The organism is Niabella aquatica, from assembly GCF_054779315.1.
In genome coordinates this window covers 80,864-99,169 of sequence record NZ_BAAGYM010000039.1, presented here as the reverse complement: position 1 = coordinate 99,169, position 18,306 = coordinate 80,864, and the positions used below count along the sequence as shown (strand labels likewise).

At 40.0% G+C, this 18,306-nt stretch carries 14 protein-coding genes and 1 pseudogene; 10 read left to right on the top strand and 5 right to left on the bottom strand.

Going from position 1 to position 18,306, the window contains the following annotated elements; translation table 11 throughout:
* Both ACYVBM_RS22440 and ACYVBM_RS22435 read left to right on the top strand, forming a co-directional pair.
* On the top strand, positions 1–1,473 hold a 1,473-nt coding region (locus tag ACYVBM_RS22440), incomplete at its 5' end, for a sensor histidine kinase (RefSeq protein WP_460687939.1).
* Between the two features lie 28 nt (positions 1,474–1,501).
* The gene (locus ACYVBM_RS22435) at positions 1,502–1,858 is read left to right on the top strand and encodes a response regulator transcription factor (protein WP_460687938.1); all 357 of its coding nucleotides are present in this window, start codon (positions 1,502–1,504) and stop codon (positions 1,856–1,858) included.
* Positions 1,859–2,143: 285 nt separating this feature from the next.
* On the opposite strand, the gene ACYVBM_RS22430 is transcribed toward ACYVBM_RS22435, so the two are convergent.
* The 5 genes from ACYVBM_RS22430 to ACYVBM_RS22410 form a co-directional block, all read right to left on the bottom strand.
* Entirely contained in the window at positions 2,144–3,322 is a 1,179-nt protein-coding gene (locus ACYVBM_RS22430; RefSeq protein WP_460687937.1) for a type II secretion system F family protein, read from the bottom strand.
* Entirely contained in the window at positions 3,319–3,762 is a 444-nt protein-coding gene (locus ACYVBM_RS22425) for a hypothetical protein (RefSeq protein WP_460687936.1), read from the bottom strand. Before ACYVBM_RS22425 ends, ACYVBM_RS22430 begins: the two co-directional genes overlap by 4 nt.
* Positions 3,763–3,895: 133 nt before the next feature.
* Positions 3,896–4,261 (bottom strand): type II secretion system protein, encoded by a 366-nt coding sequence (locus ACYVBM_RS22420; protein ID WP_460687935.1) that lies wholly within the window; start codon positions 4,259–4,261, stop codon positions 3,896–3,898.
* Positions 4,262–4,352: 91 nt separating this feature from the next.
* Positions 4,353–5,474 (bottom strand): hypothetical protein, encoded by a 1,122-nt coding sequence (locus ACYVBM_RS22415; protein WP_460687934.1) that lies wholly within the window; start codon positions 5,472–5,474, stop codon positions 4,353–4,355.
* Between the two features lie 149 nt (positions 5,475–5,623).
* Positions 5,624–6,157: a toxin-antitoxin system YwqK family antitoxin gene (locus ACYVBM_RS22410; protein WP_460687933.1), complete on the bottom strand. Its 534-nt coding sequence runs from the start codon at positions 6,155–6,157 to the stop codon at positions 5,624–5,626.
* A gap of 795 nt (positions 6,158–6,952) precedes the next feature.
* Here ACYVBM_RS22410 and ACYVBM_RS22405 point away from each other — a divergent pair.
* The 8 genes and pseudogenes from ACYVBM_RS22405 (at position 6,953) to ACYVBM_RS22370 (ending at position 18,290) form a co-directional block, all read left to right on the top strand.
* Positions 6,953–7,333: a hypothetical protein gene (locus ACYVBM_RS22405; RefSeq protein WP_460687932.1), complete on the top strand. Its 381-nt coding sequence runs from the start codon at positions 6,953–6,955 to the stop codon at positions 7,331–7,333.
* 72 nt (positions 7,334–7,405) lie between these two features.
* Positions 7,406–8,263: a hypothetical protein gene (locus tag ACYVBM_RS22400; protein WP_460687931.1), complete on the top strand. Its 858-nt coding sequence runs from the start codon at positions 7,406–7,408 to the stop codon at positions 8,261–8,263.
* Between the two features lie 46 nt (positions 8,264–8,309).
* A pseudogene (locus ACYVBM_RS22395) lies at positions 8,310–8,423 on the top strand (prepilin-type N-terminal cleavage/methylation domain-containing protein); the annotation flags it as partial.
* 15 nt (positions 8,424–8,438) lie between these two features.
* Positions 8,439–8,744, top strand: a complete 306-nt coding sequence (locus ACYVBM_RS22390) for a hypothetical protein (RefSeq protein ID WP_460687942.1) — start codon at positions 8,439–8,441, stop codon at positions 8,742–8,744.
* 8 nt (positions 8,745–8,752) lie between these two features.
* Complete coding sequence (locus ACYVBM_RS22385) at positions 8,753–9,262, top strand: hypothetical protein (protein WP_460687930.1); 510 nt, start codon at positions 8,753–8,755, stop codon at positions 9,260–9,262.
* A gap of 37 nt (positions 9,263–9,299) precedes the next feature.
* A complete protein-coding gene (locus ACYVBM_RS22380) occupies positions 9,300–10,724 on the top strand; it encodes a GspE/PulE family protein (protein WP_460687929.1) in 1,425 nt (474 codons plus the stop codon).
* Positions 10,725–11,014: 290 nt separating this feature from the next.
* Positions 11,015–14,491 (top strand): hypothetical protein, encoded by a 3,477-nt coding sequence (locus ACYVBM_RS22375; RefSeq protein WP_460687928.1) that lies wholly within the window; start codon positions 11,015–11,017, stop codon positions 14,489–14,491.
* 4 nt (positions 14,492–14,495) lie between these two features.
* Complete coding sequence (locus tag ACYVBM_RS22370) at positions 14,496–18,290, top strand: DUF6443 domain-containing protein (RefSeq protein WP_460687927.1); 3,795 nt, start codon at positions 14,496–14,498, stop codon at positions 18,288–18,290.
* Positions 18,291–18,306: the final 16 nt, after the last annotated feature.

Here is an 18,306-nt window from a genome sequence, read left to right as displayed (position 1 = left end):
TTTGAATGGGTGATGACCAATAAGCGTTGGAACGAACTATATGGTGCTATGGTGGGAAAGCGGCTGTTGACATACAACCCGGCAGTTATCGAAACTGGATTGTTCGACGACTTCAAACGGGTAACTGAAACCGGCGTTTCTATAACACAAGAGCACTACTACAAATATGAACAATTCGACGGTTGGTTTTTGCAAACCGTAGCTAAAGTGGAAGACGGATTTCTGCTGTCAACGATCGACATTACAGAGCGTAAACGTCACGAAGCGGCGCTTGCGCTACTTGCCGAGATAAGTGAAGAACTGGTTGTAACTACAGACATTAATAAAACATTATACCTGCTTTGTGAGAAGATTTGTTTGCACTTCAATGCTGCCTTTTGTGCGATTTCTGAGGTAGATGAATCTAAAGGAACAGTAACCCGCTTGCAAATGTGGCAACCAGGTGATGGCGTTATCCCCAGCGATGTATATCATATTGAAGCGCATCACAGTGATGAAGTGAGGCGATTAATGCGCTCCGGAAGGCCAGAGATTGTGCGGGATACGAAATTGTTTCCGAAAGATGTTGCACTCAGGTATGCTTCACTACATATTGGCGCTTATGTGAATATACCGCTCGTACACAATAATGAGTGGCGCTTAACTTTAACAGTGAGCGATAATCAGCCACGGGACTGGAAGGAGGACGAAATCGGATTAATGCGTGAACTCAGTGAACGTATCTGGACCAGGGTTGAGCGCGTGCGGGCCGAGGAAGCCCTCCGCGAAAGCGAGCAGCGCCTAAAAAAATTGCTTAAATTAAGAGATGAATTTATTAGTGTAGCCAGTCATGAATTGAAAACTCCTGTTACGAGCATGGGAGTGTATGCAGAGATATTACAGGAAAGATTGAAGGAGGCAGGAAATAAGGATGACAACGAGCTGATCAGCAGGCTTACTGTACAGATACGCCGGTTGGTAACGCTGATAAATATGCTTTTGGATACTACCCGCATAGCGGAGGGAGAATTACTATTGGATTATGAGATCTTCGATATTACAGAATTGATCAAAGAACGGGTTGATGAGATCAAACGCACCACCGATCATCGCTTTGATTTGAATATAAAGGAGCCTGCAATGGTTACTGCTGATAAAGAACGTATCGGGCAGGTAATAACCAACCTTCTGTCCAATGCGATCAAATATTCTCCGAAAGGAAGCACTATAAAGGTTTTAGCAGAGTGTCATTCTCATCAGGTGGCGATTACCATCCAGGATGAAGGCTGTGGTATATCTGAGGCTGACCAGGAACGAATATTTGAACGTTTCTTTCGTGTTACTTCCTATAAAAAGGGAGCTTCTTCCGGAATAGGATTGGGGTTATATATAGTGGCCCAAATAGTCCACAGGCATGGAGGTACCATCCGGGTACATAGTAAAGAAGGCCGCGGATCGGCTTTTACATTTACGATTCCACAAAAGAGAAGTTAAGTAATTTTAAAGTTAATAACTATTGGGTGTGAAAAAAAGTGTTTTAATTATAGAGGATGATAACGACATACGCTATTCGTTAGAATATATTTTAAAGCGAGCGCATTATGAAGTAAGAATGGGAGCTTCTGCCCATGACCTGGAAGTGGAACTGGCCGCAAAATTTCCTGACGTTATCATACTGGATATTATGTTACCTGATGGTAACGGCATTGAGTTGTGTAAACAAATAAAAGAAAATGCCTTAACAAGCCATATAGCTGTGATTATTATGTCGGCACATCAGTTTAGTAATATAGATGAGGCTTGTGCAGATCATTTTATCAGTAAGCCATTTAGTATAAAAGAAATGCTAGCGGCTATTGAAAGCGTTTCCTACAAGTAAGCTGCTATTGAATTCGTAAAGAAAATAAGCGCTTCATTGAAAACGACAAACGTTTACATTTAAGTATTATACGGGCCATTCATCAATGCTGAATATAACAGCCCTGTTTTGAAGGTAAAACATTAACATCAATCTCACGCAAAATAACTTTGAACTATGATCGTTCTCTTATTTTATACCCTATTTTAAATAGATTTTGTACTGACAGGCAGTACACGTACTGGAAAAAGAAAATTTTTGATCTTTACTTTAATCCTGACATGGCGTGCCATTAGAGGCAAATTGCTATCCGATAGTATTCCCCATATTAAACATCGGTAAATACATAGCAATTAAGACAACGCCAACAACAAGGCCAAGTATGATAATAATAGCCGGTTCTATAAACTTGCTTATTTGCATGGTCTGGTAATCCAGGTCTTCGGTATAACGTTCTGCCAGGTTTTTAAAGAAGAGCTCTAACTGGTTTACTTCTTCACCTACTTTCACGAGGGCTACCATTTTAGAAGGAAAGACTTTTTGCGCAGCCATGCTCTGGTGCAGGGGTATTCCTTTTAAAATATCCTCTTCCATTTGGGCAAGAGCCTGCTCAATCGGGTAAAAGCCCATTACCTGTTTGCTTAATGCTAGTCCTTGTACCAGTGGCACTTTTGCGCTTAGCAATAACTGCATGGTAGATGCAAATCTGGCTAAATAAATTTTGGAAATAATGCCTTTAACTATAGGTGTTTTTTGCAGTAAACGGTCTTTGTGTTTTTTATACCAATGTTTTTTTCGATTAATAATTATAAATAAAATAAGCAAAAAGAAGAACAACAAAATGTGTCCTGCCCAGGCCTGCATAAATTGCGATACATTTAATACCTGTTGTGTAAGATAAGGCAGGTCGCCTCCAAAGCGCTTAAACACATCCGCAAACATCGGTACTACATAGTTCATCATAAATGATACAGAGCAGAACGCAACAGTTAAGACAATAAGAGGATAGGTGAGTGCACTGATAATTTGCCGCCTTTGTTTGATCCTGCTTTTATAATAAAGCGAAAGTTGCTGCAATACAGCAACTAGTTTACCGGTTTCTTCTCCGATTTCAATCGTAAAATATTCATAAGGGGTAAAACTTTTATTTTCTTTTAGGGCTGCAGAAAGGCTTTTGCCGTTTACTACCTTATCCTGTAGTTCAGTCATAATAGCCTTGGGCGCTTTTTTATTTTGCTCATCTCGTATGAGCTGCAACGAACTTCTAATATCCAGCCCGGCGTCCATAAGGCTACCTAACTCCAGGTAAAATGATTCTTTTATTCTGTCGGAAAAGGGTTTGCCGGAAACGGATATATCTTTAGACAACAGCATTTCCAACTGTTTCATAAAAGAGGTGTCGGTTCCCAGTGCAGGGGATGCCTCGTTTTCAAACCGAGGTTCATGATTTTGCCTGAGGGATTTTATTTGGATAGGTTCACTCACTGTTCAGGTTTGCCGGCTGAAAAAATTTCTTCTGCCGAATATTTTTTTTGAAGATAAGTAAAAAATGATTTCCCCTTATACTGGCTGTGCAGTTTTACGAAACCGACAAGATCTGTCGAATCACCTGCGAGCCTGAAGCTTTCGATTTGAGCCCCTGGTGGTAAAGTGTCAAGTGCATCACCCGCAAAGCGCACAACAAAACTGGTATCAAAAATATAATAGACAGGTTCATTATTTCTTTCATAAGGTGCTGTTGGTTGTATTTTTAATTGCCTGCCATCTTCGGAAATGGTAACAGTACCTGTTCTGTTAAAATCATCTTTTAATGCTTTTTTAAGGACAAAGTAATCTGCATAAAAGTTGTTTTTCTCCTGTAACATTTTTGCCTGATTATCTAAGATCGTATAAATGGTAAACCCGGTCATAAACAGCACGCCCATAAGAAAAAGACTGATGACTATTTCCGGTAATGTAAAAGCTTTAAGACTGATATCTTGGAATGCCGAAAATATTGTTTTACCTCTTTTTGCTTCCTTTTTATTATATGTATTAGTTAAACACAACTCTTATCTTTTATTTCCGGGTACTTAGTATAAGATCTTTTACAATAAGGGGCGACAGGGCCGGATCTTTTCTATAAACAGTATATTGAACTCTTACCAGGCTATCGGCCATTCCATAGGGTTGAACTTCGCGGCTCACCATCCATCCATTGATTACATTCTTTTCAGTAACATAATCTCCTGTGCTGTCCGTAATAAAAATATAGGTATCCAATGCATTAGAAGCATTTATTTTTTGGATATTAAATCCAGCCTTATCCACATTGGTGAAAAATTCTATGGCTATAAAGAAAAGGAATAATAAAATGACAAGCGCTACTATGACTTCAATAATAGAATAAGCAGCTAATCTGTATCTGATTTTTAAAAAGCGCAATTTTTGAAATATTATAGTAATAGCAAGATAATGAAATATTTTATGGAATTCGCACGTGGAATCTATTAAAAGGATGCAGGGTTGAAATAGTTTAATATAGCCATTTTATAATCCTTTGTACGGAAGCATTATCAAATACTGAAAAATAATTAGCGTTAGCAAGCCACTTGCTTTTTACAATGGTGGCATCAATTAAAATATTTTCCATACTAATCGGACCGCGTTGTTCAAAAAAGAAATCGCTAAAAATAGCTCCCGCAATTTTACCATTAAGGTAAGTGTATCCCTCGTTGTATACCAGGCCGTTAATATTCGCCATTTTATTGATTTTTATTACTGGCCTGATGTTGGATGTTGCTTCGCCGATTAAAGACATAATAATACCTTCTACAAGGCACCCGCTATGCATCGTTACAGTAGCACCGGTATTACCTAACACATCCTGTCTGCCGATTCCCACGATAGCGGATGGGTAGGTAAGGTGACAGCCCGTTTCGATAGTAATACTATCCAATGCAAAAGCCTGAACAGAACCGGTAAAGCCTTCTTTAAAATGTATGAATGGGGCTATCAGAAGTACATCTTTCAGGCGACTGCTTTCATCTACCTCAATTATTGAATCACTGATAACGATAATTCTTCCTGCCAGGGACTTATTGCTTAATTTGCCCCACTTGTTAGCCCTGATATATTGCGCATCGCTAAAAAAAGACTGTGTTATGTCCTGCGATAGGGACACTCCTTTTTCCGTTTCTGTAATAAATTGTGCCAGCCTCCTGAGCTGATTAGTCAATGCAGCAGCAAGCACAGGAAGCTTTTTTTGGCTGGTATCTGTATTGCCTTCTATTAATTTTTTTCCCGAAAACCCTTTCTGATCAAAGAAGCCGCTTCTCACTCCTGATTTGGGCAGGAAGACGTTTCCTTCAATATAGGTATCTCCCGTTAAGGAGAGCGGCCGGTCATGATCTGTTAAATATAGCGTGGCTGATTCATAATGATGCCGTGAGGCGCCATACATAAATGCGGTAGTTTGAGTTCGACCCTTGCACGTCACTTTTAGAGATGCTGAAGGAAAAATACCCCAGATTTCCCGGATAATGTAACCGGAATCCAAACTGTTTTCAAAAAGCAAAAAGCTATCCTGGAAGGGATCAACATAAAGTTTATTATCAGCCAGTGCAATATTGGTTAAAGATTCGATATTGTTTTGCAACCGATCGGCTATTTCATCTTTTATTTGAAAATATTTGAAATAATACAAGCTTAATAATAATAAGGAGCAGGTAATAAAAAGAACCAGTGCTAAGATAAGAGTTGATAACAGGGATGAGGCCTTTAATTTTTTTCTGAAGAACATAATTGCTATCGGCTAAGAGTGGAATCAGTATTTACTGCAATGCCTTTTTTGTAACGAACTATACGGCTGCTGTCGCCAACCCACTCAATTTGTGAACCGCTAAACTGACCTCTGGTTTCTATGCCGGATTTGATAATGTTGCCATTTATATCGTACTCACTCACGTTGTAAGGATTGCCAAAAAATAAATAGCGTCTTCGCCAGGTAGATCTTAAAACACCATTCTCATACCATGTACGCCAAAGACCCACTTTTTTGCCATTTCTGAATTTACCTTCTTCCAGTAAGTGCCGTTCTTTGTCAACTACTTTATAATTACCGTGCAACAGTTTGCCATAGTAACTACCTTGTGTTCGATGGATCCGGCCGGATTTAAACCAGTAATAAAACCCGTACCGGCTGGTGGCCTTGTCATTATCAGTAACCTGAAAAATATAAGAGCGGTCTGCAGAGTCAATACGTACACGGCCGTCATAATACTGGGCTTTTGCACAGACTACAGAAAGAATGAAGAGCAATAAGAAATATGGTCGGGCCATAAACAGAAAATTTATTTTTCAATAGTAAATATAAAAGTAGGCAAAAAGCATATATTATTTATTGCATTTCCCAAATCAACGATAGCAAGAGGTTACCTATTTTTTGAATTTTTCTAGTTGTTTAAGTTGTTTTTTTATATTTGATATGTGCCTAACTGAATGAGCCGTATTGAATTTGACTAATATTAAAATTTAACTTCCAGGCTATTTTATCAATTTACTGCGAATTAATAATACAGAACTGTGTCCAATAATAAGCTGGTAAATCTCAGCCCGTATTAGAAAACATATGCTTATGAAAAAGTGCACGTATGCCAAAGCTTTAGGTAACAATTTTTTTAAATGGTTAGCTGTTTGTTTTTTCGCTAGTGCTTTCTATATCTCACTTCAGCAATTAAAAAAATAAACAGATGAAAAAAATATCATATTTCTTATATTTATTGTTATTCCTGTTCTTCGTTTTGCACAGAATAATAAGGTATATGAAACCTCCGTAACCTTTCCGGCCAACTACCAGGTAGGAGACTATATTGAATTTCTGAGGGCAAATTCGGCAGTATGGCGTGACACAGGCTGTGTAAGTGCAAAATTATTATATATCATATGGTACTTATAATTTTATTATTGATTGCAATACCGATTATACTTTTCCCAGATTTCGGATACGGGTAGTTGCTACACTGGCATTGCTGCTCCTATAACTGTTTACATAAAGGTAAAATCCATAAACGGGAACCTGGGTGGCAGGCTTTAAGTCAAACTGGTAATGACCTTACGGTAACTAAATTATTACCCATGACGTGGGAATGGAATTTATACACAGGAGATGTATGTAATAATGCCGGTGCCAATATAGCAGCAATAAAAGCCACCGTTGTCCACGGAAAAATCCGTGCTAAAGAAATCAAGGTAGAAACAGCCAACTGGCCGGATTATGTATTTGATTCCAGCTATAAATTAAGGTCTTTATATAATGTTGAAAGCTCTATCAAAGCAAACGGGTATTGGCCGGAAGTCCTTTCTGCAAAAGAAGTGGAAAAGAACGGTCTTGAATTAGGCGCCAGCCAGACCATATTGCTAAAGAAGATCGAAGAGCTGACGTTACATTTGATAGAAGTAAAAAAGGAAAAACAGAATTTAAAGCAACGCATAGAGAAACTTGAAGCTAAAAAATAAATGAATTAAAGTTTATAGCTGCTAACCTTATGTTCAAGCAGACAAGAGACCTTTAAAAATATAAAAATCATAATGATGAAAAGGTATTTTAGTATTATATCATTCGTAACACACATTTCTGTTTTGGCCCAAACTAATACATTCCCAGCCTCTGGTAATGTGGGCATTGGAACTATTAATCCTTCCGCCAATTTGCATATCGGTAAACGGGAAACAACCGTAGTGACTAACGAGGTAAATATTGACAGAGTAGCGATTCAACCTTATTATCATACCGGTGGCCCCTGGTTTATTAATTCGAGAGACAATCCCAACAAAGCCTATTTAGATATAAAATATGGAGCAAGCAAAATTTATACCATCGATCATACAGGTAATGTGGGCATCGGAACAATAACTCCATCGGCCAAACTGAATATTGACCCACAAGGCGCCGGCGGAATAATTATTGGAAATCCTAATACGCTCAGTGGTGGTTATACCAGTCTGGCACTGAAAATATCCGATAATCAAAATGGATATGCTTCCGTAAGCTCTATTAAGGCTTCAGGCAACGCATATGGAATTTTGGCTTTGAATGAGAATGGAGGCAGTGTTGGTATTGGAACTGCTACTCCTACCGAAAAATTGTCTGTAAATGGCAAAATCCGCGCTAAAGAAATCAAAGTAGAAAACAATAACTGGCCGGATTATGTATTGGAAAAAACATATAAGCTGCCCACGCTGCAACAAACAGAATATTTTATACAGCAAAATGGCCACCTGGAAGGTGTGCCCTCTGCCAAAGAAGTAGCAAAAAATGGTATTGAACTAGGCATGAACCAGGCTGCCTTATTAAAAAAAATAGAAGAGATGACCCTGCACCTGATTGATATTAACAAGCGGATGGAACAACTGGAAAAGGAAATTAAACGACTTAATAAATTGTAAAAAGCGGGTTTACAATAAACATATTTGTACATTTGCAGCACTGTAATTGATCTTGTCTGATAAAAATACTATACAAAAACATGCTAAGCGAAAATTAGCAGCATTTACACTTACTGAAGTTCTAGTGGTGCTGATCATTATAGGCATCCTTGTTCTTTTAGCTTTACCCAGTCTGATGCCTTTAATTTCCAAGGCCAAAAGCACTGAAGCTAAATTGCAATTACAACATGTGTATACTTTGGAGCGGTCTTATTTTTTTGAGAACTCTACTTATACAGATGATCTTTCAGCTATTTCTTTTGAACAGCAGCAACTGACAACGCAGGGCGGGCAGGCCAATTACAGGATCGAGATCATAGAAGCATCACCAAAGGGATTTAAAGCCCGTGCAACAGCAGTGGCCGATTTTGACGGGGACGGTACTTTTAATCAATGGGAAATAGACCATAACAAAAAGCTGACGGAAACGGTTCCTGATTAAAACAATTTATGGAAGCAGTATGGTTAGTAATGGTCTGTGTATTGCTGGCTGGTATCGCGTACATGGATTTTAAAGAGCGCGCGGTACCTGTTTTTTTATTGGCAGGGTTGTGGTTGGTAATGGTCATGTATGGAATTACAGCCTATGGATATAAAACCACCTTCAGCCAGTGCTTAACGAACAGTGTAATGGTGGGGTTGGTAGTAGGTATACTGTTTGGTTATTACGCCCTGAAAGAGCGTAGCCTAAAACAGTTCGTAAATAAAAAATTAGGGACAGGCGATGTGGTTTTCTGGATTTGCATAGCCCCGCTTTTTTCACCGGCTAATTTTTTATTGTTCTTTACTGGCTCATTATTGTTGATTATTGTGCTGATAGGTATTCAGGTATTGGCCAGTTCAAAAACCAACCTGGTTCCGTTAGCAGGTTATCAGTCGGTGCTATTATTGATATTGCTGATCGTGAATTATTTTTTTACTAAATATGATTTGTCCTTCAATACTATTTTTCTTCAATAAGTGGCTCAATACATCGCTTTAATTGCGCACCAGGTATATGAACGATAACGGGATATATAGCAAGTTAATTACCTCAGAATTAGCCTGGCGTTATAAAGTAGCGTTTGCCTGTTATAGCGAAACTGGTATGATGCTATATGCTTCACAAAATGAACTTCCCCAAAAACTACAACAGCAGGCCGAAGAGCTGGAGCTCATAACAGGCCAAAAGATTGTATTTGAAAAGATAGATGAACAGGCCCTGCTGCAAAAGCTGGAGGCACAATATGCAAAAAGGGATACTACTGACCAGCGGCTGCAGCATAATTATTACGAGGGCAACCCTGATCATTTCCTGGACGATCTGATATCGGAAGCCCGGCACCTTAAAAGCAGCGATATTCATATAGAAACCTATGAGAACGATTGCCGGGTAAGGATCAGGGTGGATGGATTGCTGGTGCTGCGCTACCTGATCGAAAAAAAGCAATACCCCACGCTGATCAATAAAATAAAAATAGCAGCCAATTTAGATATTGCTGAAAAAAGGCTGCCCCAGGATGGGCGGATTTTCTTTAATAAAGGCAATGATAAATTTGACATCCGTGTATCTATAGTGCCGGCACTATATGGTGAAAAAGTAGTGCTGCGTTTATTGAGCAACGATGCCACGGATATTGTGCTCGAAAGCCTGGGTTTTTCTGAGAATGACCTGTACAATTATCTTGAAGGGTTAAAAAAGCCCTATGGTATCGTGTTGATCAGCGGGCCAACCGGCTCCGGTAAAACCACAACCTTGTATGCTACTTTAAAACGCCTGAACCTCTCTACCAAAAATATATTAACGATCGAAGACCCGATCGAGTACACCCTGGAAGGCATTAACCAGGTGCAGGTGCGGGAAAATATCGGCCTCACCTTTGCCAAAGCTCTGCGTACTTTTTTAAGGCAGGATCCTGATATTATCATGTTGGGTGAGATAAGGGATGCTGAAACCGCCAACATGGCGATACGCGCGGCATTGACCGGGCATTTGGTATTATCTACCATACATACCAATTCTGCCTGGGGAACCATATCGAGACTAACGGATATGGGCATTCCTTCTTTTTTGATTGCGAACACACTCAATACTTCAGTAGCCCAAAGGCTGGTAAGGTTATTATGTACGGACTGTAAAAAAGAAGTGCCTTTTGACGCATCTTTGTTTCCCAGGAAATATACATCTCCGGAAAAGGTAGAAACACATTATATACCCGTAGGCTGCCCCCGGTGCTTTAATACCGGGTATAGAAAAAGAAAAGCCATTTACGAGGTGATACCGATTGATGAGGACCTTGCTGATGAAGTAAAAAAGGGCAGTTCAAAGGTAGATGAATTGCTAAAGGAAAAGCAAATTGCAACCCTCTCGGGGAATGCTTTTCATTTATTCAAAACAGGGCAGACTTCGATAGAGGAAGTGTATTCTATGTTGCTTGGGTAAAGCTATTGACAAGCCGTTGATAACTGGAAATTGATTTGTCACAAGAAAAAATTTGGTGATTCAAAAAAAGGCATACCTTTAGATCAGAGCGAACGAGGCCCTTTGACTATATGTAAAAAGCCAATTGAACATAAGACTTTGTGAAACCAAGACAGGCCAATGAAAAGGTAATTAACGTAGCAGTCAAGACTAATGAGAGGAAAGTAAGTGCAATAAGTACCATAACTAAATCGTTACCAATACACTTTCGTTTCTTGTTAACAGCTCTTTATTAAAAAAATCTAAACCTTATGAGAAGTAAAAAATATATCGTAAGCACGCTTCTATTTTTCATTGTTGCGCTGATTAAAGCACAAAATGCAACGCCTGTTCATGACAGAGATCCTCAATTTCCCAAAATAGAAACGCCAAATGCGGCATCTTTTAGCAAATTTATAGACAATCCTATAAGCCTTTATAACGGTACTCCGGATATCTCTATAGCTTTATTCAATCTGAAAGATGGGGCTATTGAGATACCGATCACTCTGAGATATAATACTTCAGGCATCAAGGTAAATGAAGAGGCAAGCTGGGTCGGGTTGGGCTGGAATCTCAACGTCGGGGGAATTATCACCAAACATAGTGTAGGAAAAGCAGACGAAGTGGATGGCGGTTACGACTATCTGGATTTTTTAGGATATATGAATCTTTGCGGAAGGAACATTGTTGAAACATATTGCAGTCCTGTTTACACAGAAGCCATGCATAATAACTGGTTTGAAGAACTGACTATTACATCTTATAATAGAATGGGGCAACTAAATCCGGATGTTTATTATTATTCATATCCGGGCGGTAGCGGAAAGTTTATAATGGACCATAGAGACAAGAAAATCTATTTATTAAATAGGGAAAACGCCATACAAATATTAGCAGGTGTCAATTTCTATACCGATGGATTTACCATATTAACAGACAGTGGTGTTGAACACTTTTTTAACAGGAGATCGTCCATATCGGATCCATCTCAACAATTTGCCACAACTTCTATTAACTATGCATTGGAATATACTATATATCCTAATGGACAAAGGGTAGATTATACGTATGCCACAATACCATATAGCTCGACAAGTTTAGGAGGCGAATCTTTCCAAAGGATTACAGACAATAGCAATAACATCCCGCCTAACGGTATAGTACCAATATCTGGGATTAGTAATCATACAGATCCTGATTATACGACACTAGAAGGAACCGAGATTGTTTTGACGGGTATACAAACGACGAATTATAAAGTTATTTTTACAACATCCGGAAGAACCGATCTTAAAGATGGATTAAAGCTGGATAAAATTACCATAGAACCCCGGGTTAAGAATGCAGATTCAGAAATTAAACAACTGGAATTTAAATATGGATATTTTGTAGGTAAAGCAATAGGGAAATCTTACTTGTCGGATTCGCAATATGCATTAAATCGATTAAAGTTAAACGCGATTAATTATCTGGATAAGACAAATACAGTATCGGACAATCGCTATGATTTCTATTATGAGGAGGAGACGTTGCCTAAAAAAGGATCTTATGCTATGGATTATTGGGGGTATTATAACGGGCAGCCCAATGTATCTCTTTTGCCGAATATAGAATATTTATATTTTGGGTTACTATCCCAAAGTAGATATAAAGATGTTTTCGGATGGTGTAAAGATTTAAAAGTTTATGGGCTTGGCGGTGTTCCCGCAAACAGAGCCAGTGAAGAGCGTTATACCAAGGCAGGAATATTAAAGGGCGTTAAATACCCAACCGGTGGGTATCGTGAATTTGAATATGAACTGAATAGTTTTGTTGATTATTACATACCGACCGTTTCTGAAATTAAAAATGAAATTTATTACACAGATAATATTTCAGACCGGAACAATTCCAATGATAAAAAAAGTTGCAATTTCACTTTAACGGAAGATTCTAAGATTTCGCTTGCTATGACGGTGGCAAGAGGGTTAAACACCTGGTATGAGGTGATGAATCACTCCCTGAAAATCTATAAGATAAATGGCACAGGGAGAGTGCTGGTCGCGACAGCTGATTGTGGCCCCGAATGTTATACAAATCATATAAACTCAGTCCCAGGCGGAATAGTGAACAAGGAGGTCTCTATTTCATTGAGCACCGGGCAATACATTGCTGAAGTTGATCTTCCTGATGCATTGGGAGACCAGACGTTATCTAACTCCAAGCATGGCGATTTCAGGGTGGTCATCTCTTTTGCAAAACCAGTCAATACAAATGAGTCTAAAGGCTGTGGCTTGCGTATAAAAAATATAACAGCATATAATGATATTGATAAAGGAGAAAAACTATTGTCTACAAATTATACCTATACAAAAGAAGGAACTGGCATAAGCAGCGGTGTACTGCATGAAAAACCTCAATATCACCAAATAGAAAATTGTAATTACACAATTGAATATAAGGACGAGAAAATTATTCTAGAAGAAATAAGTACCGTACACCTAATTGTGCTTTTAGAACAATTTGTTTTAGGAGCTAATAATTATATCTCCAATCCTTATGGAACTGCTTCTCCTGTTGGTTATTCCGCAGTAAAGGAGACTCAGAATGGTACAAACGCTATAGGGTATACCATACATCATTTTATCAATGAAGAGCCTATGGTAAGCCAGCATAGTGTCAGGCTGGATAATCCGTTAAATGGCAGATTAAATGATCTTAAGGTGTACAACAGTTCTAATCAACTTAAAAAAGAAGAAAAATATTATTATCGGTCTGCCGTTTATCATAATTATCATGGCATTAATATAGTCTATGCCTATAATATGTATCCAGGTTTGTTTTCACAAAATGGATTCTATACCATGATCAAGACACCTCTTCCACAACCATCTTATGGAAGTACTCTGTTTTATATTAGGGCACATCCCCTTAATAGCGTTGACATCTATTTGGATAAAAAGGAGACAACTATTGACGGTATAACCACCACAGATATCTATAAATTTAATGATACGACGCACCAGCTAAAAGAACATGCCACAACACTTAGCAATGGCAGTACACTTAAAAGGACTTTTTCGTATGTCAATGATTATAATTACATGGATTACGGGATGGAATATTATAAAATGACTAGTAAAAATATGCTATCGAACATTGTAGAAGAGAAGATTTTCAGAGATGGTGGGTATATTGGCGGATCGCTTACTACATATTCATTTTCGAACCTGCTCCGCAAAGCGCTGTATTTTTCCGAAGCAAACGGAAGGCTGGGTAATGTTGTAACATATGATAAAAATGGTATAAATACAAATATATACTCTCATGAAAACGTAACTTACAAGGAATATGATACATATAATAACCCTATATATATTGTGCATAACGGAGTCTCGGATTTGGTTTACCTTTGGTCTTATCAAGGGCAATATCCTATTGCAGAGATTAAAAATGCAACATATAACCAGGTTCAGGCCGCTGTACAAGCCGTTTTCAGCGTTGCCAATATCAATGAGTTATCTCAATTGGATAATCCTTCGGCCGATAAAATTGAGTTATTGAGAACGAACAACAACCTAGCGAATGCCCTTGTGACCACATTCACATACACACCTCTTGTAGGAATAAGAACAGCTACAGATGCCAAAGGAATGACCACTTTTTATGATTACGATAGTTTCGGCAGGCTTAAAGAAGTCTATATCAAAGAAAATGGCGTGAAAAGAATAATTGAATCTTACGAATATCATCTTTCTAACAACTGAGGCTATGAATAAGATACTACTACTATTGGCAAGCATATCGTTCTTAAGTACGGCAACAGCCCAACCGCCGACAACACATTCTATCGGTACGGTACCGGTCGGAGTGAAATCTGAGTATATCTTCGGTAATCCCGGCAATATATGTATTGGATTCACGCTAACGGAAACGACGAATGTTAACATAACACTGAATTGTACGGCAGGAACTGTTATGCTCTTTAAAATATCTCCCTATTCGGCAACCCCATCAGTAGGAGTGACTAATTGGACTTTAGATGGCGGAGCATATCGTTATTATGTAACTAACCCACAGGGTAATGTTCCTGCAATAGTTTGTTCTCTTACATTTAATCCTCTATCAGCAGCTATTTACCCCACAGCAAAAAACTATATAAAGAAAAGCTCGCCGAGTATAGCTAAAAGTACAATAAACTATAATTCGTCAGAAGAGCAGATTACAGTAGAATACTTTGACGGCCTTGGCCGCCCCGTGCAAAACATAAGCGTCAATGCATCCCCATCCCCTGATGGAAAAGATATTATTACCCCCATTGTTTATGATGCCTTTGGCCGTCAGGACAAAACCTATCTGCCTTATGCCGCGGCAGGAACCAATGGAATCTATAGGCCTGCTGCGCTTGCGGAGCAATCCTCTTTTTATGCCACGCCGCCAACCGTATCAATACCAATCATTCCTAATCCCTTTTCCCAAACCCTGTTCGAGGCTTCGCCGCTCAACCGGCCTTTGGAAGCTGCAGCGCCCGGCGCCAGCTGGGCCATAGGCAACAACCATACGATCCGTACGGGTTATGAGATCAACACTGCAGCCGATGCGATAAGGTTATGGAATGTATATGGCGAAGAGCATAATGCCGGGAGCAATGGGGTACAGGCTAATGCCAGCTACAGCAGCCATACGGCGGGCACCACGGAGTACAAAGCCACCCAAAGCATTACATTTACCGATGGCTTTACTGCTTCTTCAGGAGAAAACTTTACGGCACATATAGTATCAGGGCAAAGTTCCGGCAACCCCGACAGGGGCGCCAGCAGCCCCGGTTATTATGAAGCAGGGCGGCTTTTTAAAAATGTAACCTGGGACGAGCACCGCAACCGGGTGATAGAATACAAGGACAAAGCGGGATTAGTAGTATGCAAAAAAGTGCAGGATGGCGGCGATACCTCCAACCCCAGTTACATGGTTACGCAGTACATCTATGATGACTTTAACCAACTGGCCTATGTAATACCGCCTGCACTCGAAAGTATCACCAGCTTTACCGAAGCCGATACCAACTTTGAAAACTACGTCTACGCCTACCATTACGATGGCAGGCGCAGACTGGTAGAAAAAAAGGTACCCGGCAAAGGCTGGGAATATACGGTGTACAATCCTTCTGACCGGCCTGTTTTTACCAGCAATGCCGAGCAGCGCGGCCGGGGCGTATGGAGCTTTATAAAATACGATGCTTTAGGCAGGGTGATCATAACCGGGGAAGTAGCCGATACTTCAGGCAGGGTAAATTTACAAAACGCGGTAAACGCTACACTAAAACCCACCGGCGCGACAGAGCTTTATGAGACTTACAATGCCGACCCCAATACGATGGGCTATACCAATGCCACCTTACCCGCCACAGGAACTAAAATATTTACGGTCAACTATTACGATGATTACAATATTCTTAACACAACGCTCAATCCTTATCCAGGTTGGTTTACGCAGCCCAATGGCACAGCCAACGAAAGCCTGCGCACCAGGAGCCTGCCTACGGTAACGGCTACCAATATTTTAGGAACGGGCAGCTATTTATTTACAGCCACTTATTATACTGATGATAAAGCCAGGGTAAGCAAAGTGGTAAAGCAGCACCAGTTAGGCGGGGTGGATATCATTAGCAATACTTATAACTTTGTGGGTGAAGTAACCGCTGCCACAAGGCAGCATTATAAAGACGGCAGCCTGGCTTTAACCGTTAACAATACATTCCAGTACGACCATGCGGGCCGTAAAACCCAAAGTACGGAAACCATCAACAGCCAGCCGCCGGTAACCACTGCTTATAGCTATAATGCCGTAGGGCAGCTGGAAACAAAGACAGCGGGAGGGCAAACTACGAGCTATGCCTATAACCCAAGAGGGTGGCTCAAAAGCCAAAGCTCCGGTTTATTTAGTATGGAGCTGAAATATGATGATTCCGGAGGAGAGCCTCAATATAATGGCAACATAGGGCAGCAGTTGTGGGCCACCAACGGGCAAAGCCACAGCTACAATTACAGTTATGACCATGCTAACCGCTTACTCTCCGGCATTAGCGATGAGAACTATAACGAAACGATGAGCTATGACAAGATGGGTAATATCCAAAACCTTACCCGGCAGGGTACAACCGGCATACCGGGGTTGGGTACTTTGGCGTACAATTACAACGGCAACCAATTACAAACAATAAGTGGCGGCTACAACAAAAGCTACACTTACAACAGCAATGGCAGCATGATTAGTGATGGCACCTTGAATATCCAATATAATGAGTTAAATTTGCCTAAGCAGGTAACGGGTACTCCGGTAGGTACAGTAGCCTATACTTACAATGCGGGTGGCGGTAAACTTACCAAGCAAACAGTGAGCGAAACCCGGCAGTACATTGATGGTATAGAATATGTGGGCGTCGCAATAGATCTTTTACATACAGAGGCAGGGATAGCGCGTAATAATAGCGGTGTTTATACTTATGAGTTTTTCCTTACCGATCATTTAGGAAATACAAGGATAGTGCACAACAGTTCAGGGACTGTGCTACAGCAGCAGGACTATATGCCTTTTGGGTTGGATATAGCACGCAGCCAGGCTGTGCCAAATAAATACAAGTACAACGGTAAAGAAAAACAGGAGGAACTGAACCAATACGATTATGGGGCCAGATTCTATGATCCGGTGATTGGCAGATGGCATGTGGTGGATCCAATGACTGATAACTTCTATTGGCTAACACCATATAATTACGCCAATAATAGCCCTATCAGATTCATTGATCCTGATGGACGGGAATTTAAGGATACTATTATTGATGGTAAAAAAGGACGTTATGATGTGGCTACATTGGATGAGGTTGTTGTTTCGAACAAAGGCAGGAAAGGAGCAAATGGTTCGGGTAACATATCTTATTCCTCGCTTCGTACGAAATGGCAAATCCAAACTAAAGATTTATATGTTCAGCAACGTCTGAATGGAGGATCCCCTTGGAATACATGGACAACGAAAGGCATAACAGAACAAGATTGGCAATTCTTTGAGCGTCATTATCGTGCTGAGAAGGACTATAGAACCATGTCTTTAACGGTTGCAGGTGGCTTATTGGCTAGTCCGGTAATAGCTGTTTCCTCCCCAGCAATCATTGCTTCAGCGGGGGCAGGTACACTAGCTCAGAGAGGTGTTTCCATGAGTGTAAATTTGGGCACTCAATATATCTCAGGTCTTCAGTCGTATGGATTCGGTTCGAATAATCTGAAGAATATTAACTTAACATCAGTGCTCGCCGCTGGCGTATTCCCATCGCAGGGGGCCTTATCCTCAGCAATAATTGGTAATTTTGGTGCTACGAACATGCAAGATGGATATATAGGTATAGGATCACAGAAAGCTAATTATCGTTCTATCTTTGTAAATACAGTATTGGATTGGGGTGGAAATGTGACTGGGGGTATGATGGAAGCTCCTTTTTTATTCCAGACTATTTATGGTAATATGCAAGGTGCCGTTAGTCAGGGCCTAATTGGCTCTACCTTTGACAAATAAAAAGTAATTAAAAAAC

Bases quoted from the DNA above. Each gene is read 5' to 3' on its own strand.
- ACYVBM_RS22405 (WP_460687932.1), top strand. From the start codon at position 6,953: ATGACGTGGGAATGGAATTTATACACAGGAGATGTATGTAATAATGCC.
- ACYVBM_RS22400 (WP_460687931.1), top strand. From the start codon at position 7,406: ATGATGAAAAGGTATTTTAGTATTATATCATTCGTAACACACATTTCT.
- ACYVBM_RS22410 (WP_460687933.1), bottom strand. From the start codon at position 6,157: ATGGCCCGACCATATTTCTTATTGCTCTTCATTCTTTCTGTAGTCTGT.
- ACYVBM_RS22425 (WP_460687936.1), bottom strand. From the start codon at position 3,762: ATGGGCGTGCTGTTTATGACCGGGTTTACCATTTATACGATCTTAGAT.
- ACYVBM_RS22370 (WP_460687927.1), top strand. From the start codon at position 14,496: ATGAATAAGATACTACTACTATTGGCAAGCATATCGTTCTTAAGTACG.
- ACYVBM_RS22375 (WP_460687928.1), top strand. From the start codon at position 11,015: ATGAGAAGTAAAAAATATATCGTAAGCACGCTTCTATTTTTCATTGTT.
- ACYVBM_RS22390 (WP_460687942.1), top strand. From the start codon at position 8,439: ATGCCTTTAATTTCCAAGGCCAAAAGCACTGAAGCTAAATTGCAATTA.
- ACYVBM_RS22385 (WP_460687930.1), top strand. From the start codon at position 8,753: ATGGAAGCAGTATGGTTAGTAATGGTCTGTGTATTGCTGGCTGGTATC.
- ACYVBM_RS22380 (WP_460687929.1), top strand. From the start codon at position 9,300: ATGAACGATAACGGGATATATAGCAAGTTAATTACCTCAGAATTAGCC.